Source organism: Paenibacillus radicis (ex Xue et al. 2023) (assembly GCF_024722015.1).
Classification (GTDB): Bacteria; Bacillota; Bacilli; order Paenibacillales; family NBRC-103111; genus Paenibacillus_S.
This window is the reverse complement of sequence record NZ_JANQBD010000003.1, coordinates 95027-117870: the sequence shown is the minus strand read 5'-3', so window position 1 is coordinate 117870 and position 22844 is coordinate 95027. Positions and strand designations below refer to the sequence as shown.

Genomic DNA, 22844 nt, shown 5'->3' with positions numbered 1-22844 from the left:
ACTATAACAATTAGGGGGATCTTACAGATGAATAAACAGAAGGTATGGGCTTCCTATAGTGCGGTATTGGTGCTGACGGGGGCATTGGCCGGGTGTGGGGGAGAGGCCTCCAAACCTCCAGCCGCTTCAGACAGTAATGTGGACTCCAGCAAACCTGCCGATATTTCCATAGTTCTTTCCCAGGTAGGGGAGGTCCCGGCCAAGGGCAATGATGTGGAAACGGCCATGGAGAAGTACACCAATTCCAAAATTACGATACAATGGATTCCAGGCTCCGCCTATGATGACAAAATCAATGTAATGATAGCCGCAGGAGAGCTTCCGAAGTTAGTCAGGGTCAAATATGTACCGACAATCATCAGCACAATCCAATCCGGCGTTTTTTGGGAAATTGGCCCGTATTTGAAGGATTATAAAAATTTGTCGGCTCAAAACAAACAGCACTATGACAATATAGCGGTTGATGGAAAAGTGTACGGGATTCCCCTGTTCCGCGACTTGGGACGCGCTGTCATTCATTACCGCAAGGACTGGACGGATGCACTAGGGCTCCAGCTTCCCAAAACGATGGATGACTGGTACAAATTGGCCCAAGCCTTTACACTGAATGATCCGGATAAAAACGGCAAGAACGATACCTACGGCATGATTTTCGATAAAAAATATAATGATGGAGCTGAATCCACGCTGACCCGCTTTTCTGTCAGTATCGGTGGACCGAACAAATGGAAGGTTGAAAACGGCAGCTTTACACCAGAATTCATGACTCCTCAATTTTTGGAAGCTATGAAGCTGATGAAAAGGATGTATGCCGATAAGCTGATTAATCAGGACTTTACCGTGCTCGATCCTACGGAAACCGAGAAAATATACAATGCAGGACGCGCTGGAATTAAATTTTCCGGAGGGAACGCTCAGAACTGGCAGGATCTGCTTGTGAAAAATGTTCCTGACGCTGTGGTCGATGCAGCCTCTGTACAAGGACCAAATGGCATTCGTGTACCGGGAGAAAGCGGTAATAACGGATTTCTGGCTTTTTCGAAATCATCGATTAAATCGGAAGCCGAGCTGAAGCAGGTGCTTTCCTTTGTAGACAAGCTGATGGACCCGCCTATGGCGACGCTATTGATGCGTGGTATTGAAGGGCGGCATTTCGTGGATAAAGGTGAGTATACGGAGCCCTTAGATCGCGAGGCCAATCAGAAGGAGGTCAAGCCTTACCGAGACAATCTGCCTTATCGCGAAGGTTATAATGTGAAGCCGACAAAGGATGCCCCGTTAAGCGTCAAAAACCAGCAGGTATCCAGGGAAAATGAAAAATATGTGGTGGCTAACCCTGCGCTAACCTTGCTGTCATCTACTTACAACGAACGCGGCAAGGAGCTGGAGCTGCAAATTATGGATGCTCAGACCAAATTCATTATGGGCAAGATCGATGAAGCGGGATGGCAAGCAGAGGTAGACAAGTGGAAGAAAAACGGTGGAGACAAAATGATGGAAGAATATAAAGCAGCGTACACCAAAGCAGGGCAAAAATAATCGGAGCATTCAGGAAAGAGGCGACCGCAATGGATAGGTTTAACGGCAAAATTACCACAATAGCCCCTGGTAGGGAGGATGCATTTCTCCCCAATCTCTATGAAACGAGCCACGCCGCCAATTTACTGGAGCTCGATAACGGCGATCTGCTGTGTGTCTGGTTTTCCGGCAGCGGAGAAGGGAATCCGGACACCAATATCGTGCTGTCCAAGCTGCCACTTGGCGGTTCGGAGTGGAGCAGGCCAGATGAGCTGTCCAGCGACCTGGAGCGCTCGGAGCAGAATCCAGTTCTATTCCAGGCACCTAACGGTCAAGTGTGGTTGATGCATACATCAAATGAACCGCATAATCAGCAAACCTCGCGGGTCGTGCGGCGCATTTCCGAAGACAGAGGAAATACATGGAGTGAGCCTGAAATCTGGTTTGACGAACAAGGGATTTTTCTAAGACATCCGATCGTAATAACAAGCTCAGGGGTTTGGGTGCTTCCGATTTATTACTGCAAGGACGATGGGGAGTACAGCGCAGTTAAGGTGTCGATCGATGAAGGTAGCAGCTGGAGCGATCATACAGTTCCATCCAGTGAAAAAGGGGTACAGATGAACATTATTGAGAGGAGAGATAGCAGTTTGTTTACGATGTTCCGCAGCCGATTGGCAGACCGGATTTATACGAGTGTCTCCAAGAACGATGGCCGCACTTGGACGGAACCGCAGCCAAGCGAGCTGCCGAACAACAACTCATCGACCCAGGTCGTGAAGCTGGCGAACGGACACCTTGCACTGATTTACAATGACGCCAGCCTTGAAAGAGGCCAGTACCGTATGGTCGTCAAAGACGGTCAAGAAAGGCGCAAGGCTGTACGCACACCACTCACCTTGTCTATTTCAGAGGATGAGGGAGTGACATGGCCCTATTCGGTTAACCTGCAGGAAGCCGATGACGAATACAAAGAGAATGAAATCGGCTACTCTTATCCTTCCATCATCCAATCACGTGACGGCAAGCTCCATATAGCTTATACATATTTACGCAAAGGGCTGCGGTATGTGCGTGTGAACGAAGACTGGGTTCGTGAGCACAGTTAAGCAGCAAGTTGGCTGAGAATTCAAATAAAAGTATTGAAATTCTCAGTTAGACTTGATATTATGTCCTTTAAAAACTAAAGGTGCGGATATAAATGGATAATGAAAAAGAAGATCTGGTAATAAGTAATGACAAATCATTTTTGCACTTAGACACCGTATTTGAATTTCTTTCCAGAAGTTATTGGGCGAACAAACGTTCAAAGGAACGAATTAGAATATCTATAGAGAATTCGATTTGTTATGGAGTTTACATAAATAATAGGCAGGTCGGATTTGCACGTGTAGTTACAGATGGTGCAACCATGTACTACCTTTGTGATGTTTTTATTGACGAAGCTTACAGAGGACAAAGCATAGGAAAGAAATTAATAGAGAGCATCATTAAATCGGAAGAGCTAAAGGATTTAACGGGAATACTCGGAACCAAAGATGCTCATGGATTATATAAACAATACGATTTTGAGTTGGATCAAGAGAAGATGATGAGAAGAACGCCTGATTTTATTAGAAACATGAATAGACTGGGATAGCATAAGCAATAGGATGTTCCCATGGAGCTACTTCATAATCAAGGAGTTTTTTACGATCTAAGCGCACCTTATATGCCACACCGGAATAAAGTAACACTGGGCCATGTGATTACCTGTACAGGCTCAACTATTTGTTTGCCGGGAGTGAGCGTTATGAAGTGGAGTGACTGTGTAGGCCGTTATAAGATTTATATGAGTTTGGGATCCACCTGCCAAGCGGCCTATCAGTTGAACAGAATTGGGTTGCGTCAATCCGCCGGTCCGATCGACTGGTTTACTTCTCAATCCGTACCCGGCTTAGTTCAGCTGCTGAACCATCAGTTTAGAGGTTTAATGGAATACAAAAATCTCGAACTTATTGACAGGACGAGGGAATGTTTCGTTGTCAGAGATAACGCATACGACGTTGTTTCTTTTCATGATTTTCCCTTATATTTAGGGCGTTGGTGGGATGCATACCCAGCTTTTAAGGAGAAGGTCGATCGGCGTGTCAACCGCTTTCGGTACACGATTCAAAACAAACCCGTACTATTTGTCCGAACCGACACGAGCGAGAAGGAAGCACAGCAATTAAAGAGAGCGCTGAATACATTAATGTACGGGAAATTCAGATTGCTGATCATAAACAATCATCCTATTCGTCAGCTGCATGAGGAGGAGTGGGGGCTGGACAATGTCTGCTGTGTTAATGTCCCCCAAGGCTATGATTGGAAAGGATCGGACAATGCGTGGAACCGCGTCATGAATGGCTTTACACTGTAAAATTTCCAGCGCTGCTCCTAAAACCCCTAACTCATCCTAGTTGGGGTTTCTTTTTGTTGTGGATGGCAAAAGTAATGTCTCACTGATTTTTATGGTAAAATAAGGGATGAAGCTGATTTATGGATTTCACCGCTATTCAATAGCAAGTTAGTGAACTTACAATTCATTATAGAAAGGTGGAAGATGATGAGGCATGTTCCCAATAGGAAGCAAGAACAGGCGCAAGCGCTAAAAGCATCAGTTATGAGTGGAAAGGCAAGCAACATGCCGATCAGCCAGTATACAGCATCAGCCGGTAAGATTTCACGATCGACTGCTCCGGTTTTGCCATCACAGGTGCTGCAATTGCAGAAAATGATCGGTAATCGAGCGGTTTCTTCCCTACTTGGCAATCAAACATCCAGAGATAGCGGAACGCAGGCACAAGAGATATCCATTTCCGCTGCACCTGCAGGTCAGCAGCCTATACAGCGCTATTTTGATGAAAACGGCAAGTGGATTGACGGGCCTATTCCAAAAGGGTATGTCGAGGTCGGTCAAAAGCCTAATGGAGCGCCGAAATTCGGACCTGCAAAGCAAGCTCAAGCACTAGAAGCTGAACCGAAAGCCACTTACCCCAAAACAACAAAACAGCAGGAGGAGGAAATTCATAAGCATCCCAAATATCTCGAACGAAGTGACAACTTTATGATGAAAAATCAATTTCCTGACGGGACCCGCAAGTCATTCCTAAATAAAACGGGGTTGCGCAGCGCGGGGAGTACTCCAGTAAGGACTTCGGAGCAGATGAATAACGCTTCACCGAACAAATCCTTAAGCAATGCCATCTCAACATCAAATCCGGACGCTTCACCGAACCGAACTGTTTACGGCAAAGAAGTCGTCAGAATCAAATTACATAAACTGATGCGTGCACAATTGCGAGGCAAACCTGACGCACAGGGCATTAAGGTTGACAGTACAGATGATATTGTTTCGAATTTAAATAAGGATCAATCGATCGGTTCTGAGGACCGGAATAAATATATCAACTACGCGAATAAAGACGGGGAATATCATATACGGATTGAAGGCCCGAACAAAAAAGATGAAAAAGATACACAAGGAGCTCGGGTACTGCGCAGCCGTTTCTTGAAATCCGGTTCGTACAACGAAGAACATGATTCCGATTCCGATTCTGAAGTGGAAGATAATAAGACATACACGGAGGAAGAAGTAGGGGAACAAGAAACGCATGAAGAAGAGGAAACGAAGCCGAAAAGCAAAAATAAAAGGAGAAGAAATAAAAACAAAAACAAAAGCAAAATTGAAACCAAGCAACTTTGAAATCGGATACATGTAGTGAAAAGGTGAAGTCCAACAAAGGTTCATGTAAATCGTAAGAAAACAAATGCACTGAAAAAAAAGGATACCGCTTGATGGTATCCTTCTTCATTGATTATTTGTACTTCCTGATATAATTGCCAAGTGTTAAAAGAGGCCATATATATCGGTAGCTATGGTAGTGGATGTAAAAGCTTACAGGAAGTCCAGCACCCGTAGGGTACCGGGTCGTCCAGTCCTCCCGATGCAATTGAGCCATTAGCTGTCGGATGCCTTTCTCCATGGCAGGTACAGGCTTGGCGTGCACGGCGATAAGGGCATCCATTGCCCAAGCAGTATGGGAAGGAGTGCTTGCACCAAGCGGCACATATCGATTTTTGCGATCACTGGTGCAGGATTCTCCCCAGCCTCCATCAGTGTTCTGAATGCTCAGAAGCCAACGCACAGCTTTGTTCACGGTAGGATGCTGAGGATCATGCCCAGCTGCAATCATGCCCGTTAAGGCAGCCCATGTGCCATAAAGGTAACAAATACCCCAACGACCATACCATGAGCCATCCGCATCCTGGTTCTTTATTAACCAATCGGTTCCCTTCCGCATGAAAGCAAGGCTTTTATTAAAACCGGCCGTATTACCCAGAAACTCCAATGTCCTACCTGTAAGGTCGGCTGTAGAAGGGTCAATCGCTGCCTCACGTGAGCCTTCTATGGGTAGAAGCGTGAGCAGCTCATTGTCGTTATCTTTCTCAAAAGCGGCCCAACCTCCGTCCTTATTTTGCATAGACAACACCCAATTGAGTCCCCGGTTCCAGGCATCCCGATATACGGGCTCACGCAGTACAGTTTGCCGAATCGCTCTTAGCGCCGCAGTAGAATCATCGACATCCGGGTTGATCGTATTGGATTCAGAGAATCCCCAGCCGCCTGGAATAGGATTGGGATTACGTATACTCCAATCTCCCATCTTGTGTTGCTGCTTGGCAAGCAGATAAGTGACGGATTTTCTAATAGATGTATGTTCAGGCGAAACTCCAGCTTTTTGCAAGACACCGGACAGTAAGGCAGTATCCCAGATTGTGGATGGGGAATTTTGAAGAAGTACCTTTCCTGGTGAAATCCAGAGCATGGATATGAGCCCGCGAACCGCAGCTTTTATTACTGGGTGACGCTTGTCGTAGCCGAGCGCCAATAACGCCATAATCATTAGCATTGTGCTAGTCGCATAGCTGTACAACGAACCGTCAGGCTCGATTCGATCAAGCATGAACTGCTCCGCCCGTACGACAGCACTCTCGTGAAGTTGCCCGGGGAGGCTTGCAAGCTGCTTGATGCCGCTCTGAATCTCATCCAGCAGCCTTTGGAAGTTGTCAGAGGTTGAACGATGAGTTGCCGCTGTAACTGCTTCAATAGCTCTGTCGCTCCCATTTAAGTCCGATAGATCCGGAGTAGCGTTTGTTCTTAATGCAATCCGACGATTCGCCATAAGCATGATAGGGACAAGATGCACTCGCGCAAACCCTGAGAAATCAAAAAAACTGATGGGAAAGGTGGGAGGCAGAAGTAGAAACTCAAGCGGGATATTCAAGGATGATGGCCATGGACGCTGTCCGGTAGCCGCCAAAAAGACTTGGGTCAGCATCGTATTCGCCTGATTGAGTCCGCCCTTGGATATTATGTATTGAGCTGCTTTCCTCATCATGTCGTCTGTTTTTTTGCTGTAACCCGAATACAACAACGCATAATAAGCGTCTACACTTGCCGACAAGTTGCCCTCTTCCTCATCAGGATAAACCTTCCATGCTCCATTCTCCTGCTGTTGAGCAGCAATTCGATTATGCAATTGCCGAATCAATGTTTCATCAGGAAGCTCCAAGGTTCGAAGAATGATAATGAAATAAGCGTCTGTCAAAGTGCCATTATCAAAACAGAATCGCCAAGACCCATCATCCTTCTGCATGCCCGTGAGCGTTTCTGTCATTCGCCGAACTTCTTCATTCGCCTCGCTCCATACACTCATTAACTTGACCACCTGCCATTTTCGAACAGTTTAAACTCATGCTTATATGATATGAACTGTTTTTCACATCAATACCCGACTACAGTTGCCGGTTCAAAAATCATTAAAGTATATGCACTCAAATAAGCCTACCTTAATGAGTCGCTTATATGGTAAAATATACCTTGCGTTTCTAAGTATAGGTCACGAATAATCGATAGCATTTCAAGAAATTCCCGTAAAAATATAAAATTCATTCTCATAGGAGGTAAGTGAAAGTGAAGATCACTTTTCATATGCCTAAAGCAGATCCAGATAAACAAGCTAAACTACTTCTCCAGCAATGGGTAAAATTAAAGGAACCCAAATCCCTCCCGAAAGCTATTCTTTTATCTGTTCCTTTTATGATTCTGGGTGGTGCGGTTACGATTATGATTACCAGAATATTTTCTACAGTTAGCTTAGAGGACTATGGTCTTCAAGGAGGCACTATAACCTTCACTTTCAATATTTTATATCTGGTTTCTATTTTTTTACTGCTGCTATTACATGAGTTGATCCATCTGATTCTGATTCCAAACTTTGTGAAATCCGCTAGTACAGGGTTAGGGATTCAACTTTTTGGGGGTTTTGTATTTTCAGAGGAAATCATATCTAGACTTCGGTTTATTATAATATCCTTAGCTCCATTTCTAGTAATATCTATTATACTACCGATAATCTTAGGAGCTATTGGATGGTTGAATCCAGGCATTGTTTGTCTAGTATTTCTAAATGCTTTGGGATCGTCTGTTGATTTATTAAATGTAACTCTGATTTTATACCAAGTCCCGAAGAAGGCTAAAATCATAAATAATGGAATGGATACATTTTGGAAGGTGGTGGATCAGTAAAAATGAAGATCAAACGAATTGTTGCCAATATTGATACGCAGGATACAACAGCAGCTAAACGCTTTTACCACGATGTACTGGGCCTTGATTTATTGATGGATCATGGTTGGATTAGAACCTATGGATCGAGTGAGGAGATGAGCATTCAAATTAGTTTCGCCTCACAGGGGGGCTCTGGAACATCTACGCCTGATTTATCGATTGAAGTCGATGATGTCGATTCTGCGCTTGAACGTGTAATGAAAGCAGGGATTCCGATAGAATATGGGCCGACTGATGAGCCTTGGGGCGTTAGGCGATTCTATGTCCGCGACCCATTCGGTAAGTTAATTAACATTCTTGCTCATATATAAGGTAATTGAAGCCCTTTTATTGGGAGTACAGTTTGCCCGACAATATTTCGAGGAGTAATATGACCCGGTGAATAAAGCCCGCTATTTGTAAATGCAAATAGATGGGTTTTATTTGTTGTTACAGATAAAAATCCAAAAAAAACACGATAGTATCTAAAGAAATCCTATAGTAGGGAATTGTTGGCATACGGTAAAATTAAGCTAACTTATATGATAGCGCTTACATTACATTATGTTCGTTGTATTATACGGAGATGTCTATGGATAGTTGCCGTATATGGATTTTAGCGAAAGCCTTCATATAATAACGCTTTCGATCATTTTACAATGAAGAGGGGATGAGAAGTACTATGAAAAAGTCGAAGTGGATGACATGTACACTGGCAGTTGCAATGACCGTCGGTGCGATAGGCTGCTCTAATGGCGAAAGCGGCAAGCCCGCTGAGTCAGCAAAAGCTGGAAATGAATCAACGAAGGCACCGCAAGGACCTACCAAATTCAGCATCTCATTACGAACTCTCAATTATGATTATGTAGAAAAATCTGCAAATCTGAATGACGACAAATGGGTTAAAGAGCTTGAGAAAAAAACAAACACAGATCTCGACATACAACTTGTCCCCCATGCAGAGTTTGAGAAAAAGATGGTACAAATTTTCGCAACCGGCGACATTGCCGATGTAGTGCAAGCGGGTGCAGGAACAAGCGGCAAAGAATTAGCCGGATCCGTACAAGCAGGGGTATTCCTGGAGCTTAACGATTTGATTAAGCAGCATGCGCCGAATTTGCTGAAGGCAATCCCGCAAGCGGCTTGGGACGAAGTAACACTTAACGGCAAAATATATGCAATTCCGGAATTTATTTCACAGCCTTCTCGCAGAGCGACCTGGGTGCGTGAAGACCTGATGAAAAAAGCTGGCATTACGAAGGATCCTAAGACGGTCGAAGAATACCTCGAGATGCTGCGTGCCTTCAAAAAAATCGGCGTGGAACATCCTTTCATGGGGCGGCAGGATTTTAAATATGCTGATATTTTCTTCGGTGCTTATGACGTATACCCGTACCTCAGTCAGTTTGAAGTAGTCAATGGAACTGTACAGCCGAAGTTTTTTGACAACGAGAACATGCAAAAGGCGCTGCAAACGTACAAAACGATGTTTGATGAAGGCTTAATCAACAAAGAATTCGTGACGATCAATCCGACGAATTTCAAAAATATCATTTTGTCAGGCAAAGCCGGTATGTGGGAAATGAATGCGCAGGAGCTATTGCAGTGGGAAACTCAATTGAAGCAAATTGTTCCTGATGGAAAGATTAAGATCATTCCTTCTCCAGTAGGTACCGATGGTAAAGGTGGCGGATATTTGTATTCGTCCGGAGGCCGGGCCTACTTCATCAACTCCAAGGTGGCAAAGGATAAAATTCCAGGCATCCTTAAGTTCTTCGAATGGCAAGTCACCGAGGAGGCTGATAAGTGGTTTGACCTGACCTTACCAATTAATCCGAAAACAGATGCAGAGGTTTCCGAGCAGCGTTATTTGAGTGGATTCCTGCATATGGTTAAGGATGATGCTTACCGTAAGCAAATTTTGAGCGCCACACCTGAAGGCACGGATTTGCTCAAAACTTTCGAGACTATTCTACCTAATGAGGGGCGCGGCGGTCTCGAATTCGACCCTGCTCTCCAGGCTATGCAAAAAAATCCTGATATCACGCCATTATCTGACACTGCTCCTCCAGTTCTACTCAGTCACATGGTCAAAATGGTGTATGGCAAAGAACCAATCTCCGATTGGCCAAAAGTAATTGAAGAGTGGAAGTCCAAGGGTGGTAATGAGGCATTGAAGGAAGCTAATGAGCTTTATCAAAAGAAAAGCGGAATTAAGCTGAGAGGTTCTGAGGCGCAGAAGTGGAAATAAGAGAATAGTTAAGTGTAAGCAGCGGTAGTCAAGGAATGTATAATTCCAGACTATCGCTGTTTTTTTAGATCGAGACCAATATTTTTATAGGAATACTTCAATACTCTTAGCTCATTTAATTTTTACGTTGTGACAGGTACGAAGCGGGAACTAGGCGAATATCCTGATTTTGACTATAAAAGCAATGGAGGTCTCGCAGTGATTCCAATGTATCCATATTACAGTTATGAGACACGCTGCCAGCAAGTACCTATCACATTTCCGCCGCAGCACCAGGACGTGCAGCCTGGTTTGGAGTACTTAATGACCCCGCTTCCGATATCTGAGAATCCAGAATACAAGGGAAGCGGTAAATTGGAGGGGAAAATAGCGATTATTACCGGTGGTGATAGCGGCATCGGACGCGCCGTCGCCATCGGCTTCGCCAAGGAAGGGGCGGATGTGGCCATCGTATATTTGTATGAGCGCGAGGATGCTGAAGCTACCAAACAAATGGTGGAATGTTATGGACGCCGCTGCCTGCTGATCGAGGGCGATTTGCGCAGACCTGCTTTTTCCGAGGAAGTGGTAGGAAGGACGTTGGAATGCTACGGAAAGCTTGACGTACTTATTTTGAACCAAGGCGTTCAGTTTCCTCAGGAGAGCATAATGCATATTTCCAATGAACAGCTCGAAGATACTTACCGCACTAACATTTTCCCTCATTTCTACATGACGAAGGCCGCACTTCCTTATCTGAATCCGGGAAGCTCTATTGTATCGACAGCATCCGTAACCGCTTATGCAGGTGCACCCTTACTTGTCGATTATTCCTCGACTAAGGGTGCCATCGTATCGTTTACCCGTTCCTTATCGCTGCAGTTGGTCAGCAAGGGAATCCGGGTTAACGCCGTAGCACCAGGGCCGATTTGGACCCCGCTCATAGTATCCAGCTATTCTGCCGAATATGTAAAAACATTCGGTCTGGAAACGCCTATGAAACGTGCGGGGCAGCCGTTCGAACTTGCGCCGACCTACATTTATTTAGCGTCCAACGATTCCTCCTTCGTCACAGGACAGGTACTTCACGTCAACGGTGGTATCATGACCGAAACGTGATCTAAACAGCCCAATTCGAATTTGCTTCAGAGTGATGAGAGGTTAAAACGGTGATGATCCAGTGATTGGAAGTTGCACGTATGAATCCGCGCTGTGCGCGGGTTTTTTGTTTTTTTTTACCGTTAATAGAACCGCAAATAGGGTCGGATTTACGAATTATGGGTATACTGTGAGAGTGACATCCTTACATAAGGAAGGTGAACTAATGAAAATTTCGGAAGTAATCTTATGTACACATCAATTTGAAGCGATGAAAACATTTTATACTTCCCTGATAGGATTGGATGTTCTGGAGGATCAACCGTCTCAACTGTCGTTCCGAGCTGGGGAATCGATCCTTGCCTTCCGGAAGAACTCCTCCACGGAGAAGCCATTTTATCATATTGCCTTTACGATTCCGACTAATAAGCTAGAAGAAGCAAAGCCATGGCTTAATGAACGGGGCATCTCATTGTTCTCCAAGGATGGACTGGACGAGTTTCCATTCGATAGCTGGAATGCAACGGCAATTTACTTCTACGATCCGGACGGTAATTTGATCGAGTTCATCGCTCACCATACACTCGACAATGCTACACCCGATACTTTTGGGCCGAAGCATCTGCTTCGTATCAGTGAGATCGGCCTTCCCGTAGAGGATGTCCCGGAAGCTGCCCGAAAGCTCATCGACGCTTTCCAACTTAGCTTGTGGGGCGGAGACGGGCAGCAATTCGCTCCTCTCGGTGACGCAGAAGGGGTGTTGATAGTGGTAGACAAGCAGCGTCCTTGGTTCCCGGACGGACGGTCGCCGGACATATTCGATACCAAGGTTTCGATTAAAGGTACAGATTCTGCAAACCTTTTTCTTCAGAACGGTCTGTACGAATTAAGTGGTGGAGAAGTATAAGCTGCTGCAGTTGTGAGGCTTAACTACTTTTATAAGGATTTTGACGGATCATCTGTATCAAGTTCATCGTGGAAGCGGATAAAGGCTCATGTTTGCGAGTACAGATAGTAATTGTATTCTTTAGATGAATCCCTTCAACATAAACTCGACATAACTCTCCTCGTTTAACATATTCGCGTACAACTAATGAAGAGACGAAGTTCGCCCCATATCCGGCAATTACAGCTGTGATAGCTTCATGCAACCCATTGAATTGTAGAGAGATTGTGGGCGCCGGTGAATTGTATGTACGACATAAAGAAAATAATCGCTCACGTGTTGAGCTGCCCTCCTCCCGCATGACAAAAGGCTCCCTCATCATTTCTGTCAGAGAAACCTGCTGATTAGCATATCGATGATTAGGTGCAACAACAAACCATAACTCGTCTTGAAATAAATCTTCTGTCTGGATCGTATCCGGATATTCCTCAGGTATTCCCCCATAAATGGCTATATCCACATCTAGGTTTAACAGATGCTTTAGTGCATCACTTGAGTTCGTTGTGGTAATCATCATTTCAACTTTTTCATATTGTTGTTTAAATTTCGCTATCCAGGTAGGTATAAGAAAATGAGCGGGTAAATAGGTTGCGGCTATTCGAATGCATCCATACGAGCCTTCTCGGTAATCCTGGGTGAAACGTTCGATTTGTTGTTCTACCGCGAACAGTCTTTTGGCGAGCAAAGCAATTTCTTCACCTGCATCGGATAAAGCTATTCCCCTTCCTTGAGGCTTAATTAATGTGAGCAGCAATTCTTTTTCAAATTTTTTAATCTGAGCGGTAATCGCAGGCTGACTAATATTTAACAATTCCGAGGCTCGGGTCACACTTCCGGTCGATGCCACTACATGGAATAAGCGCAAAGCATGCAAATTCATTACAGGTCCTCCTTCGGAAAACTCATATATTTATTGTATAAATAAGATGAAAATATATATTATATTTATGATTATAGCTGTTTTACAATGTAATTAGAAGTTAAATAATAATGAGGAGATGTGATGTAAATGAATGAAATGAATACTTGGGAAAAGGTTGATCAATATATTACGGAGTGTCTGATTCAACATGATTCTGTTCTGGAAAAAGTGCTGTCTGTAAATCAGCAAGCAGGGCTTCCGTTTCATGATGTATCACCGAGTCAAGGGAAGTTATTAAACCTGCTTGCTCAAATGAAAGATGCCAAACGAATTCTGGAGATCGGTACATTGGGCGGGTATAGTACAATCTGGTTGGCAAGGGCACTGCCGTCTGATGGAAAATTAGTCACTTTGGAAATTGACCCGCATCATGCTCAAGTGGCTCAAAATAATGTATCCATGGCTCAGTTGGATGGTGTTGTAGAAATTCGGGTAGGGATTGCATTAGAGTTATTGGCTCAGATGGAGACCGAGGACGTAGCATCCTTTGATATGATTTTTATTGATGCTGACAAAGTTAATAATCTAGGTTATCTAAAATGGGCACTTCATTATTCTCATCCTGGGACGGTTATTATTGGGGATAATGTCATTCGTAATGGGGATATTCTTGATGAACATAGTCAGGATTTCAGTGTAAAAGGGATAAGGGCTTTTTATGATCTATTGGCTGAAGAATCAAGGATTACGGCTACCGCCATTCAGACAGTCGGCAGTAAAGGTTACGACGGCTTTGTTCTGGGTATTGTGAATAGCTGACTCACTTACTTGATGAATTGTGGATAGGGGGCACTTTATATGAAAAATCCGAATGAAAGGCTAAGAGGTTTAAAATCATTGACGGGGCCTTTCCAGGCCTTTGATACGAGTCGATTACCGGAAAATCCGGGGGAACTTTTCTTGCAATGGCTAAACCTGGCGATTGAGAACGAGGTGAAGGAGCCTCACGCGATGACTCTCTCTACAGTGGATGCAGACGGTTATCCGGATGCGCGAGTACTGATTCTAAAGGATGTTGTAGGCGATGCGTTCTACTTTGCTACCGGCTCCGAGAGCCGGAAGGGGCAACAACTAAAAGGTAACCCCCATGTTGCTTTGACATTTTACTGGCCTCAGCTGGGGAGGCAGGTCCGTATACGTGGTACAGCCATTGATATGGGGAAAGAGATGGGGCGGCAGATTTTCGGCAGCGATCGTTAGAGGCTCGCATCGTAGCCCTGAGTGGGTATCAGAGCAGGGAGATGGAGAAAGTGGAGGATCTGGAGAAATCACTTATCATACAGAGAGAACGGATCAGACGTGATCCGGAAATTGTTGCTTCCAATTGGGCGCTTTATGCTGTTAACGTGCAGGAAGCTGAATTTTGGCAGGGGGACAGTCATCGGAAACATATGCGAATTCAATACCATCGGAGGAATGGACAGTGGAAATATCGCAGGCTTTGGCCCTGATAATGATAATTAGAACAGAAATCAAAGATGACCACAGCCAAGTTTATGAATTAAATTATAAGGCTTTCGGAAATAGAGATAATGAATCCAAGCTAATTGAGCAGATCAGGTTATCCGAACAATTTATTCCTGAATTATCTATAGTAGCAGAAGCAGATAAACAAATTATTGGTCATATTTTGTTAAGTAGAGCTAAAGTAGTTGATCAAGTAAATGATCAATTAAAGGAATACGACGTAATTGTTCTTGCCCCGATCGCTGTGAGCCCCGATTACCAAAAACAAGGTGTTGGAACGCAATTGATGTTGGAAGGTATGAAAAGAACTAAACAATTTAATTATGGTGTTATTTTACTAATAGGTCATCCAACCTATTATCCTAAGTTCGGATTTAAGCCAGCAAGGAATTATGGAATTGAATTAACCCAATTTAAAGTATCCGATGAAGTTTTCATGGTATGTGAGCTAATTGAAGGTCAATTGAAGCACTGCAAAGGAGAACTTCAGTATCCAAGCTCTTTTTTTAGCTGATAGGAGAAGACATCACTTAACACTGTAATCTTGCTGTATCTGCCCTTAAATACAAGGATTAATATCCGCCTGAATGGCGGTTTTTTTATTTTGTCGGGTCCTATTTTTGCAAATATTTTTTATGCTAATTCGTAATTGGTATCGCTCTCGATAAAGCTTTATTTGTTAAAATGCAAGGTAGTAAATTTATGTAATTTATTTTTGGACTTGGATAAGTGCACTCTCTGTTGTATTATATAGCAGGACCGAATAGATAGAGAACCATACAAAAAAGTTTTTTCAGGAGAAGGAAGTGGAATCATATGAAGCAATACAATACGCGAGCCATTATGGCATCGCTGCTTATCTGCGGCTTTGTTGGGATGTTCAGTGAGACGGCACTCAACATAGCAATTAGTAATTTAATGGATGTGTTCCATATTACGGCCGCGACTGCACAATGGTTAACGACAGGGTTTCTGCTGACTCTCGGTATTTTAATGCCGATGACAGGTTTACTGCTGCAATGGTTTACAACGAGACAGCTTTTCATTGTTTCGCTTGCAAGCTCGATCGTTGGGACATTGATCGCAGCGCTTGCGCTCAATTTCGAAATGCTGATGGTCGCTCGTGTTCTGCAGGCAGCCGGTATGGGTCTATTGATTCCGCTTATGTTTAATACGATTCTCGTAGTTTACCCACCGGAACAGCGTGGGGCTGCTATGGGCTTCGTTGGTTTAGTCATCATGTTCGCTCCGGCGACCGGCCCAACTGTGGCGGGTCTTCTAATTGAATATTTATCATGGCACTACATTTTCTGGCTGTCTCTGCCATTTTTGGTCATAGGGCTGTTTGTAGGATTGAAATACTTGGAAAACGTCACCGAGGTCACGAGACCGCGCATTGATCCATTGTCCATTATATTGTCAACAATCGGCTTCGGCGGCGTGGTCTTCGGTTTCAGTAAGGCTGGCGAAGGCGAGGGAGGCTGGACTAGTGTGATCGTGCTCTCATCGATCGTCATAGGCCTTATCGCTCTTGTATTGTTCATCCTGCGCCAGATGTTAATGCGCGACCCGATGATGAACCTGCGCGTCTTTAAGTACCCTATGTTTATTGTAGGACTGCTTCTTGTGCTGTCGTGCATGATGATCATTTTGTCGAGTATGATTATTTTGCCTATGTATTTGCAGAACGGGATGAAACTATCCGCGTTTACTACTGGGCTCATGATGCTCCCGGGCAGCGCATTGAACGGTATCTTATCGCCTCGTATGGGACGCTTGTTCGATAAATATGGGCCAAAGTGGCTCGTGATCCCTGGCCTCGTCATCGTAGCGGCGATGTTATGGTTTTTCTCCAGTATAACCGTTGCATCATCTGTAGCTTTTATCGTGGCTTTGCATATCGGTCTCATGGTAGGTATCTCCATGGTGTGGATGCCGGCGCAGACGAATGGGCTTAACCAGCTGCCGCCGGAGTTGTATCCGCACGGTACGGCTGTCATGAACACGCTGCAGCAAGTCGCAGGTGCAATCGGCACAGCAATAGCTATCAGCATCCTTACAAGCGGCATGGAGAAGTACTTGCACAGCTCCCCGGTACCGAGTGAACCGGTCGAGATGGCTAAAGCCATGATGTTCGGCTCCCAGAACGTGTTCATGTTTGCGATGATAGTGACACTCATTGGTTTAGTCATGGCATTCTTCATCCGCCGCGTCATCGTTAAGCATGCACCGATGAATTCGATGCATTGATGTTCCGCACCCCTTAGAATAAGCATTGGAAAAACCCCTGGGTTAATCCGATGAAAATCTAGGGGGTGTTTTTTTTTGCTTCCATATTAATCTGCATGCCATCTATACGTATTTCCATAGAGACTTCCAGTCGCAACCAGTCGTACATGCTTTTCAATTCAAACAATTGGTCAACATGATAAACGCCATAAGGGAACGATTCGCGGCAAAGGGCCTCAACTACAGATACAGCGATCTTGGCTGTCATCCTGGATTGATCTTTTCCTTGCAGGAAGCACTCGATTATTGCGGACTTTAGCGGAAGGGGAGAAGCGGGGAGGCTTTCGCTAACGAGTTAATTATACAATCCTCTCTAGCAATGTCCCCAGCTGTTGGGCTAAGACATGATGGGGGACAGGCTTTTCATTAGTAAACCACCATTCCACTACCCCTACGAAAGCAGATGCAACAAACCTCACGAGAAGAGCTTCATTTAACCCCTCATTTTTCCCTTTAGTTACATCAGTCTCATTCATAAATTCTTCGGTAAGAAAGTTAAGAAACCGACCACGAAAATAAGGAGCGCCTTTACTCGCTAACATCATTGAAAAGAATAAATAATGACGTTCAAAGTATTCGGTCCAAATTAGAGTGGATTCGGTATACTCCAATTCAGATGCTGCTCTGCACGATTCCCTAAGAACGTCTATATGTTCTTCAATGAGCTTATCAAGCAAATCATATTTATCCTGGTAATGAAGATAGATGGTTCCTCTGTTTACATTTGCCCGCTCGGAAATATCTTGTATGGTAATGTCATCAAAATTTTTTTCAGACATGAGTTCAATAAGACCTTTTTTGATCGCTTCTTGGGATTTAAGAATTCTTCTATCTACTTTGGGCATTCTGAGGGTCACCAACTTTCTTTAATAATCAACGATTTTGCTTGTTTTGTTCACAAATCAACAAAACGCGTTCATTTAACCATTGCATGCGCCATGTTACTTTTATAATAATAGACAGTAGTTGATTATTCAATCCATATTGATTTATTTAAGGGCATTAAACAATGTAGCTCTTTTAATTGAGGAGGAATGAACGTGGAACGCTTGTGGACGAAGTCGTTTATCCTTATGACCGTAGGGACGCTTTTCTTATTCAATGCATTTTATATGCTGTACCCGACGCTGCCGCTGTTTATCAAACAAATGGGCGGTAACGAAACGCAAGTCGGCCTGTCGATGGGCGCGTTTATGTTAACTTCCGTCTTGGTTCGCCCGATCGTTGGCGGGCTGCTGGACCGTTATGGCAGGAGGCCCTTTATCGTCTGGGGGCTGCTGCTCTTCATCTTGGCGATGTATTTATATAACTGGATTGGCGGAATTGTTGTTTTAATGGGACTCAGAATCATTCACGGCATCAGTTGGGCCGTTTCTACGACTTCCATTAGCACGGCCGTAACAGATATGATCCCGTCTGCCCGCAGGGGAGAAGGCATGGGGTGGTTCAGCACGTCGATGACCTTGGCTATGGCATTCGGACCGATGGTCGGGATCTGGGTGATCCAGGACTTATCGTACCATGCTCTGTTTCTAATCGCTGTTGTTCTCTCTGCTGTTGCGCTGCTCCTGACGTTTGGAGCCAAAATGCCTTTCCGGCCGCAAGAGGGCACAAGGAGAATCGAGTTGTTTGAGAGATCGGTACTGCCCATCTCATCCTCAATCTTTTTCATGTTCGTCGCATATGGCGGTATCACTACCTTTGTTCCGCTGTTCGCTGAATCTATCAATGTCAATTCCGGTGTATTTTTTCTAGCCTATGCCGCAACGCTCGCTCTGAGCCGTCCTCTTTCAGGGAAACTTGCAGACCGGTATGGCGAGGCATTTGTCATCGTTCCAGCTCTTATCATTACGATAGTGGCTTTAATTTGCTTGAGCTTCTCGACTGGATTGTTAGGCGTACTTATTTCGGCGATCTTGTACGGGATCGGTTTCGGTTCCGCGCATCCGGCAATCCAATCGGCAACAATTCGTCTTGCCCACCCGGATCGCAAAGGAGTTGCCAATGCTTCTTTAGCAACTGTAACCGACCTCGGCATCGGACTTGGTGCGATCATGTTAGGTTGGGTCTCGCAGTATACGAGCTACTCGTTCTTATTCATGGTCAGTGCAGTGATGGTCGTGTTCTCCATGTTAGCGTTCATTTTCTTTGTAAAACGATCGTTGATAACAGAAGAACTGCAAAACACTTCAATTAATGGGTGAGAAAACGGTAGGGAGCAAATTGAAATCCTGGAGATTTAGGCGTTCCGAGAACACTGTACACACTAAATTGCGTAAATGAAATCATTCCCACATAGGAGGTAGTTAAGATGAAATATCGTACTGTAGGGAAAACGGGTATTCAAGTATCAAATTTATGTTTTGGGACGATGTCCTTCGGCGGAAATGCGGATGAAGAAACCTCTAAAGCTATGTTCAAGCGTTGCCGAGAAGCGGGTATTAACTTTTTCGATACGGCAAACGTTTATAGCGGAGGGCGTGCTGAAGAAATATTAGGGACATGCTTGGCAGACTGCAGAGATGAGATGGTGCTTGCGACTAAGCTGTATTACCCGATGGGTGCGGATATCAATGCGAAAGGGCTCTCCCGCCATCACATCATGCTTGAAGTTGATAACAGCTTGCGCCGCTTGAAGACGGATCGAATCGATTTTTACTTTGTGCATATGTTCGACGAGCTTACACCTATGGAAGAATCCCTTCGTGCACTTGATGATCTTCAATCACAAGGCAAAATCCTTTATCCGGCGGTGAGTAATTGGGCCGCTTGGCAAATTGCTATGGCATTAGGGATTTCCGCAAAAGAACAGCTGGCTCGCTTCGAATTGATCCAACCGATGTACAACTTGGTTAAGCGTCAAGCGGAGGTCGAAATTTTGCCGCTCGCCGCTTCCCAACAAATGGGCGTTATCTCGTACAGTCCGTTGGGAGCCGGTCTTCTTACAGGAAAGTATGGCGTGAATAAACGACCGGAGCAAGGACGTTTAGTTGAAGAAAAGCGTTATACCGATAGGTATACGGATTCAATGAATTTTGTCGTCGCAGACCGGTTTCATTCCTATGCCGCCCAACATGGCATTCATCCTGCAACGCTTGCCGTGGCCTGGGTTATGTCGAATCCAGCTATAACGGCACCCATAATTGGAGCAAGAAATATAGACCAGCTGGAATATTCGCTTGCTGCTCTCAATGTGGACATGACTCCTGAATGGCGTGATGAGATCTCTTCACTTTCCGTAACACCTGCGCCTGCAACGGACCGCGGAGAAACGCTGCTGCCGATATGGACATGACATACAAAAAGTGCACATGATGAATAGGGCGGAGGAGGAATCTTTAAGATGATTCCCAGTCCTTCAACGTAGATGATCCGTTTTTTGCTATTTTATGGTAATAATATTTTGTTAATGATAATATTGAGTTTAAATAGGATTCATCCCGTCTTAATCGGATTCTGAAAGGAGCGTTGATATGAAAAAAAGCCTGACGATTTCGTGTTCGCTCGCAGCCGTCCTTTGCGTCGGAAATTCCATTCCTCCGGCTATCCCTCTGGCGTTCGCTGCCAGTGAGCCATCATCGTCATCTGCAGTAGCCGATGATGTCCACACCGATTTGCGACTATCCGGGGAGCTTACGCTCATCGGCAGCGAGCAGTTGTATGACCGCCCGGCCATGAGCGCCGGCACCGGCTTATTTTTGACCCCGCAAACGATTGCTCCGCTTGGCTTTTCTACGGAAACCGGTTTCTATCTGATCTCCACCTGGCTTGGTGACAAGTGGATTCGACCGAGCGAGGGTGTGCTCGAAGGTATTGAGCCGGTGGAACAAGTCATTGTGCCGTATGCGCCCGTTTATTTGTTTGATGTTCCACTTCTTGGTCTAAACTCTGGGGAAACGGCATCCGGTCCTCTGCATGTTTTTGAGAAATGGCGCGGTTGGTATCATATCCACACAGATGACGGCGACAAATGGATTCATTTCTCCTATGCGCTGCCCGAACGGCTGCGACCGTCCAAAGAACCGGTCAGTCTCCCGAACGGCGCAACATTGTATCGGTATCCTTACGGGCTTTCAGGTGAAGTCGGTGTAATCGCCCCACAAACGGTAATTCCCGTGGAGCAAGGGGACGAATGGGTCCATTTGCGCGGTGATTTCGGGGATGGCTGGGTGTATTTACATCAAAAAGAGAATGAAGCGCCTGGCGACGACAGTGTTTCTGTCGACAAAGCGAAAGCGGCCGACCTTGCGCGGCAGCGCCTCGGATTATCTGACGAATATACGCTAGAGTCTGTCCGACTTGTGCAACTAGGTGACGAACAGAAGCGGTGGAACATTGTTTTTCACAAAAAACAAGAAGGCTTCACCATCGGTTTGGCTGATATCACCTTGAACGCAGCTAACGGATCCATTGATTGGTATATCAGACAGGAATCGGCCAGCATGCCCGAATTATCGGAAAAGGCACAGGATCGCACGGCTGTGAAGCAGCTTGTCGAAAGCTTTATTGCCGGGAAACCTCCCGCTGCCAATGCCGAATGGATGCTTGATGAGACTCCAACTAACCCCTTACACAACAGCAGGAACCGGATGGACCCTGCACTTTCTTTTCGTTATGTCCGAACGGTGAACGGGTTGCCTTACCCCGAAAACCATATAACGGTAAACATTAATCCGAGTCAGAACGAAGTTTCCTATTCCTTGGTATGGAACGAAAACAAACGGTTCGATGCTCCGGCAGGACTGATGTCGACGGAAGAGGCGGAGCTTGCTTTTGCCAATGCATTTTTGTCGAATGCTGTTTACAGGGCTCCAGAGGATTCCAAAGGGAATATATCCCCAGTCTATGCCGTTGTTCCGCGGATATACGACACTCTTGACGCGAAAAAGGGGCAGTGGCGAAGCGGTTCCGGCAGCATAACGGTCCGTGGTCCGGTCACGACGCAGCCATTAGTCGACATGCCGACCGAAAGCTTAAACTTATCTCTCGATCAAGCAGTGGATTCTGCCCGCAAGAAGCTTGGACTGCCAGAGTACGTCAGCGCAGAAAATGTTAGCCAAGGCATCTTTTCTTGGATATTCCAACTGAATGTATCGGCACAAGACGTCGATCAGACCCGTTCTTATTACGTGGAAGTCAGTAACATCACTGGGGACATCCTACAATACTCCGCCTCGTCTGATAGCGACGGCGCATTCACTTGGCTTACAGTTCCTTACATCAGCGAAGCCCAAGCCGAGGCGGTGGCTGAACAGGCGCTCCGGCAGCTGCTACCTTCCTATACATACCAGCTTTATAGGATCAGGTCGGAGCTTCGACTTACGGACGGCTTAGTGAACTCGAATCCAGAGTACCTATTTACGTACTGGCGCAGCATCGATGGCATTTGGGCGGATAGGCAGGAACTGACAATATCCGTCAGTGCTGTAAACGGACAATGGAGCCGGCTTCAAAGCCAGCTTACACCTCTCATTTATGCGCAAAATAGACCGACTTTCATTTCCAAGGAAGCGGTGTGGAAGCAGATGTTCACCCGATATCGAGTCGAAGCTTGCTACATGAATGATGGCGTACTGTTGACAAGTCCATCCACATCGATTCACTACCGTCTCGTTCCAACCACAGAATCGTCTTATGCGTCCTTGTTGGACGCGCAAACTGGCGTATGGCGTCATTTTTATACGCTTCAGCCCGAATAACCCGCAATATGTAAAAGGCATTAGAAAAGTATAATGGTGAA

The 22844-nt window shown here is 45.2% G+C and carries 22 protein-coding genes; 18 read left to right on the top strand and 4 right to left on the bottom strand.

Annotated features, from left to right (window positions below; translation table 11 throughout):
- The first annotated feature begins 27 nt into the window (after positions 1–27).
- The 5 genes from NV381_RS05350 to NV381_RS05330 all read left to right on the top strand — a co-directional run bounded on the left by NV381_RS05350 (position 28) and on the right by NV381_RS05330 (position 5245).
- Positions 28–1539, top strand: coding sequence for an extracellular solute-binding protein (locus NV381_RS05350; RefSeq protein WP_258212242.1), 1512 nt, complete (start codon positions 28–30; stop codon positions 1537–1539).
- 29 nt (positions 1540–1568) lie between these two features.
- On the top strand, positions 1569–2627 hold the full coding sequence (locus NV381_RS05345; RefSeq protein ID WP_258212241.1) for a sialidase family protein: 1059 nt from the start codon (positions 1569–1571) through the stop codon (positions 2625–2627).
- Between the two features lie 92 nt (positions 2628–2719).
- The gene (locus NV381_RS05340; protein ID WP_258212240.1) at positions 2720–3157 is read left to right on the top strand and encodes a GNAT family N-acetyltransferase; all 438 of its coding nucleotides are present in this window, start codon (positions 2720–2722) and stop codon (positions 3155–3157) included.
- Between the two features lie 21 nt (positions 3158–3178).
- A complete protein-coding gene (locus NV381_RS05335; RefSeq protein WP_258212239.1) occupies positions 3179–3919 on the top strand; it encodes a papain-like cysteine peptidase in 741 nt (246 codons plus the stop codon).
- Positions 3920–4102: 183 nt separating this feature from the next.
- Positions 4103–5245 carry a hypothetical protein gene (locus NV381_RS05330; protein ID WP_258212238.1) on the top strand — a complete coding sequence of 381 codons (1143 nt, stop codon included), beginning with the start codon at positions 4103–4105 and terminating at the stop codon, positions 5243–5245.
- A gap of 112 nt (positions 5246–5357) precedes the next feature.
- Here NV381_RS05330 and shc read toward each other — a convergent pair whose 3' ends face one another.
- Positions 5358–7259: a squalene--hopene cyclase gene (gene shc / locus NV381_RS05325; protein ID WP_258212237.1), complete on the bottom strand. Its 1902-nt coding sequence runs from the start codon at positions 7257–7259 to the stop codon at positions 5358–5360.
- A 257-nt stretch (positions 7260–7516) separates the two neighbouring features.
- On the opposite strand from shc, the gene NV381_RS05320 reads away from it, so the two are divergent.
- The 5 genes from NV381_RS05320 to NV381_RS05300 all read left to right on the top strand — a co-directional run bounded on the left by NV381_RS05320 (position 7517) and on the right by NV381_RS05300 (position 12387).
- Positions 7517–8131, top strand: a complete 615-nt coding sequence (locus tag NV381_RS05320; RefSeq protein ID WP_258212236.1) for a DUF3267 domain-containing protein — start codon at positions 7517–7519, stop codon at positions 8129–8131.
- 2 nt (positions 8132–8133) lie between these two features.
- The gene (locus tag NV381_RS05315; RefSeq protein ID WP_258212235.1) at positions 8134–8484 is read left to right on the top strand and encodes a VOC family protein; all 351 of its coding nucleotides are present in this window, start codon (positions 8134–8136) and stop codon (positions 8482–8484) included.
- A 350-nt stretch (positions 8485–8834) separates the two neighbouring features.
- Positions 8835–10403 (top strand): extracellular solute-binding protein, encoded by a 1569-nt coding sequence (locus NV381_RS05310; RefSeq protein WP_258212234.1) that lies wholly within the window; start codon positions 8835–8837, stop codon positions 10401–10403.
- A 198-nt stretch (positions 10404–10601) separates the two neighbouring features.
- A complete protein-coding gene (locus NV381_RS05305) occupies positions 10602–11501 on the top strand; it encodes an SDR family oxidoreductase (RefSeq protein WP_258212233.1) in 900 nt (299 codons plus the stop codon).
- Between the two features lie 205 nt (positions 11502–11706).
- A complete protein-coding gene (locus NV381_RS05300; protein ID WP_258212232.1) occupies positions 11707–12387 on the top strand; it encodes a VOC family protein in 681 nt (226 codons plus the stop codon).
- Positions 12388–12406: 19 nt separating this feature from the next.
- Here the strand turns inward: NV381_RS05300 and NV381_RS05295 are convergent, their stop codons facing one another.
- Positions 12407–13306, bottom strand: coding sequence for a LysR family transcriptional regulator (locus NV381_RS05295; RefSeq protein WP_258212231.1), 900 nt, complete (start codon positions 13304–13306; stop codon positions 12407–12409).
- Between the two features lie 129 nt (positions 13307–13435).
- On the opposite strand from NV381_RS05295, the gene NV381_RS05290 reads away from it, so the two are divergent.
- From NV381_RS05290 to NV381_RS05270, 5 genes are all read left to right on the top strand, one after another.
- Positions 13436–14107, top strand: coding sequence for an O-methyltransferase (locus tag NV381_RS05290; RefSeq protein ID WP_258212230.1), 672 nt, complete (start codon positions 13436–13438; stop codon positions 14105–14107).
- Between the two features lie 39 nt (positions 14108–14146).
- The gene (locus tag NV381_RS05285) at positions 14147–14548 is read left to right on the top strand and encodes a pyridoxine/pyridoxamine 5'-phosphate oxidase (RefSeq protein ID WP_258212229.1); all 402 of its coding nucleotides are present in this window, start codon (positions 14147–14149) and stop codon (positions 14546–14548) included.
- Between the two features lie 41 nt (positions 14549–14589).
- Positions 14590–14799 carry a pyridoxine 5'-phosphate oxidase C-terminal domain-containing protein gene (locus tag NV381_RS05280; protein WP_258212228.1) on the top strand — a complete coding sequence of 70 codons (210 nt, stop codon included), beginning with the start codon at positions 14590–14592 and terminating at the stop codon, positions 14797–14799.
- Positions 14772–15329, top strand: a complete 558-nt coding sequence (locus NV381_RS05275; protein WP_258212227.1) for a GNAT family N-acetyltransferase — start codon at positions 14772–14774, stop codon at positions 15327–15329. Before NV381_RS05280 ends, NV381_RS05275 begins: the two co-directional genes overlap by 28 nt.
- A 302-nt stretch (positions 15330–15631) precedes the next feature.
- Positions 15632–17065: a DHA2 family efflux MFS transporter permease subunit gene (locus tag NV381_RS05270; RefSeq protein ID WP_258212226.1), complete on the top strand. Its 1434-nt coding sequence runs from the start codon at positions 15632–15634 to the stop codon at positions 17063–17065.
- 58 nt (positions 17066–17123) lie between these two features.
- On the opposite strand, the gene NV381_RS05265 is transcribed toward NV381_RS05270, so the two are convergent.
- Positions 17124–17312, bottom strand: a complete 189-nt coding sequence (locus NV381_RS05265; protein ID WP_258212225.1) for a hypothetical protein — start codon at positions 17310–17312, stop codon at positions 17124–17126.
- A 91-nt stretch (positions 17313–17403) separates the two neighbouring features.
- Positions 17404–17949 carry a TetR/AcrR family transcriptional regulator gene (locus tag NV381_RS05260; RefSeq protein WP_258212224.1) on the bottom strand — a complete coding sequence of 182 codons (546 nt, stop codon included), beginning with the start codon at positions 17947–17949 and terminating at the stop codon, positions 17404–17406.
- Positions 17950–18144: 195 nt separating this feature from the next.
- Between NV381_RS05260 and NV381_RS05255 the strand changes: the two genes are divergently transcribed.
- The 3 genes from NV381_RS05255 to NV381_RS05245 all read left to right on the top strand — a co-directional run bounded on the left by NV381_RS05255 (position 18145) and on the right by NV381_RS05245 (position 22803).
- Entirely contained in the window at positions 18145–19308 is a 1164-nt protein-coding gene (locus NV381_RS05255) for an MFS transporter (protein ID WP_258212223.1), read from the top strand.
- Positions 19309–19415: 107 nt separating this feature from the next.
- Positions 19416–20399, top strand: a complete 984-nt coding sequence (locus NV381_RS05250) for an aldo/keto reductase (protein WP_258212222.1) — start codon at positions 19416–19418, stop codon at positions 20397–20399.
- A 178-nt stretch (positions 20400–20577) separates the two neighbouring features.
- Positions 20578–22803: a YcdB/YcdC domain-containing protein gene (locus NV381_RS05245; protein ID WP_258212221.1), complete on the top strand. Its 2226-nt coding sequence runs from the start codon at positions 20578–20580 to the stop codon at positions 22801–22803.
- The last annotated feature ends 41 nt before the right edge of the window (positions 22804–22844 follow it).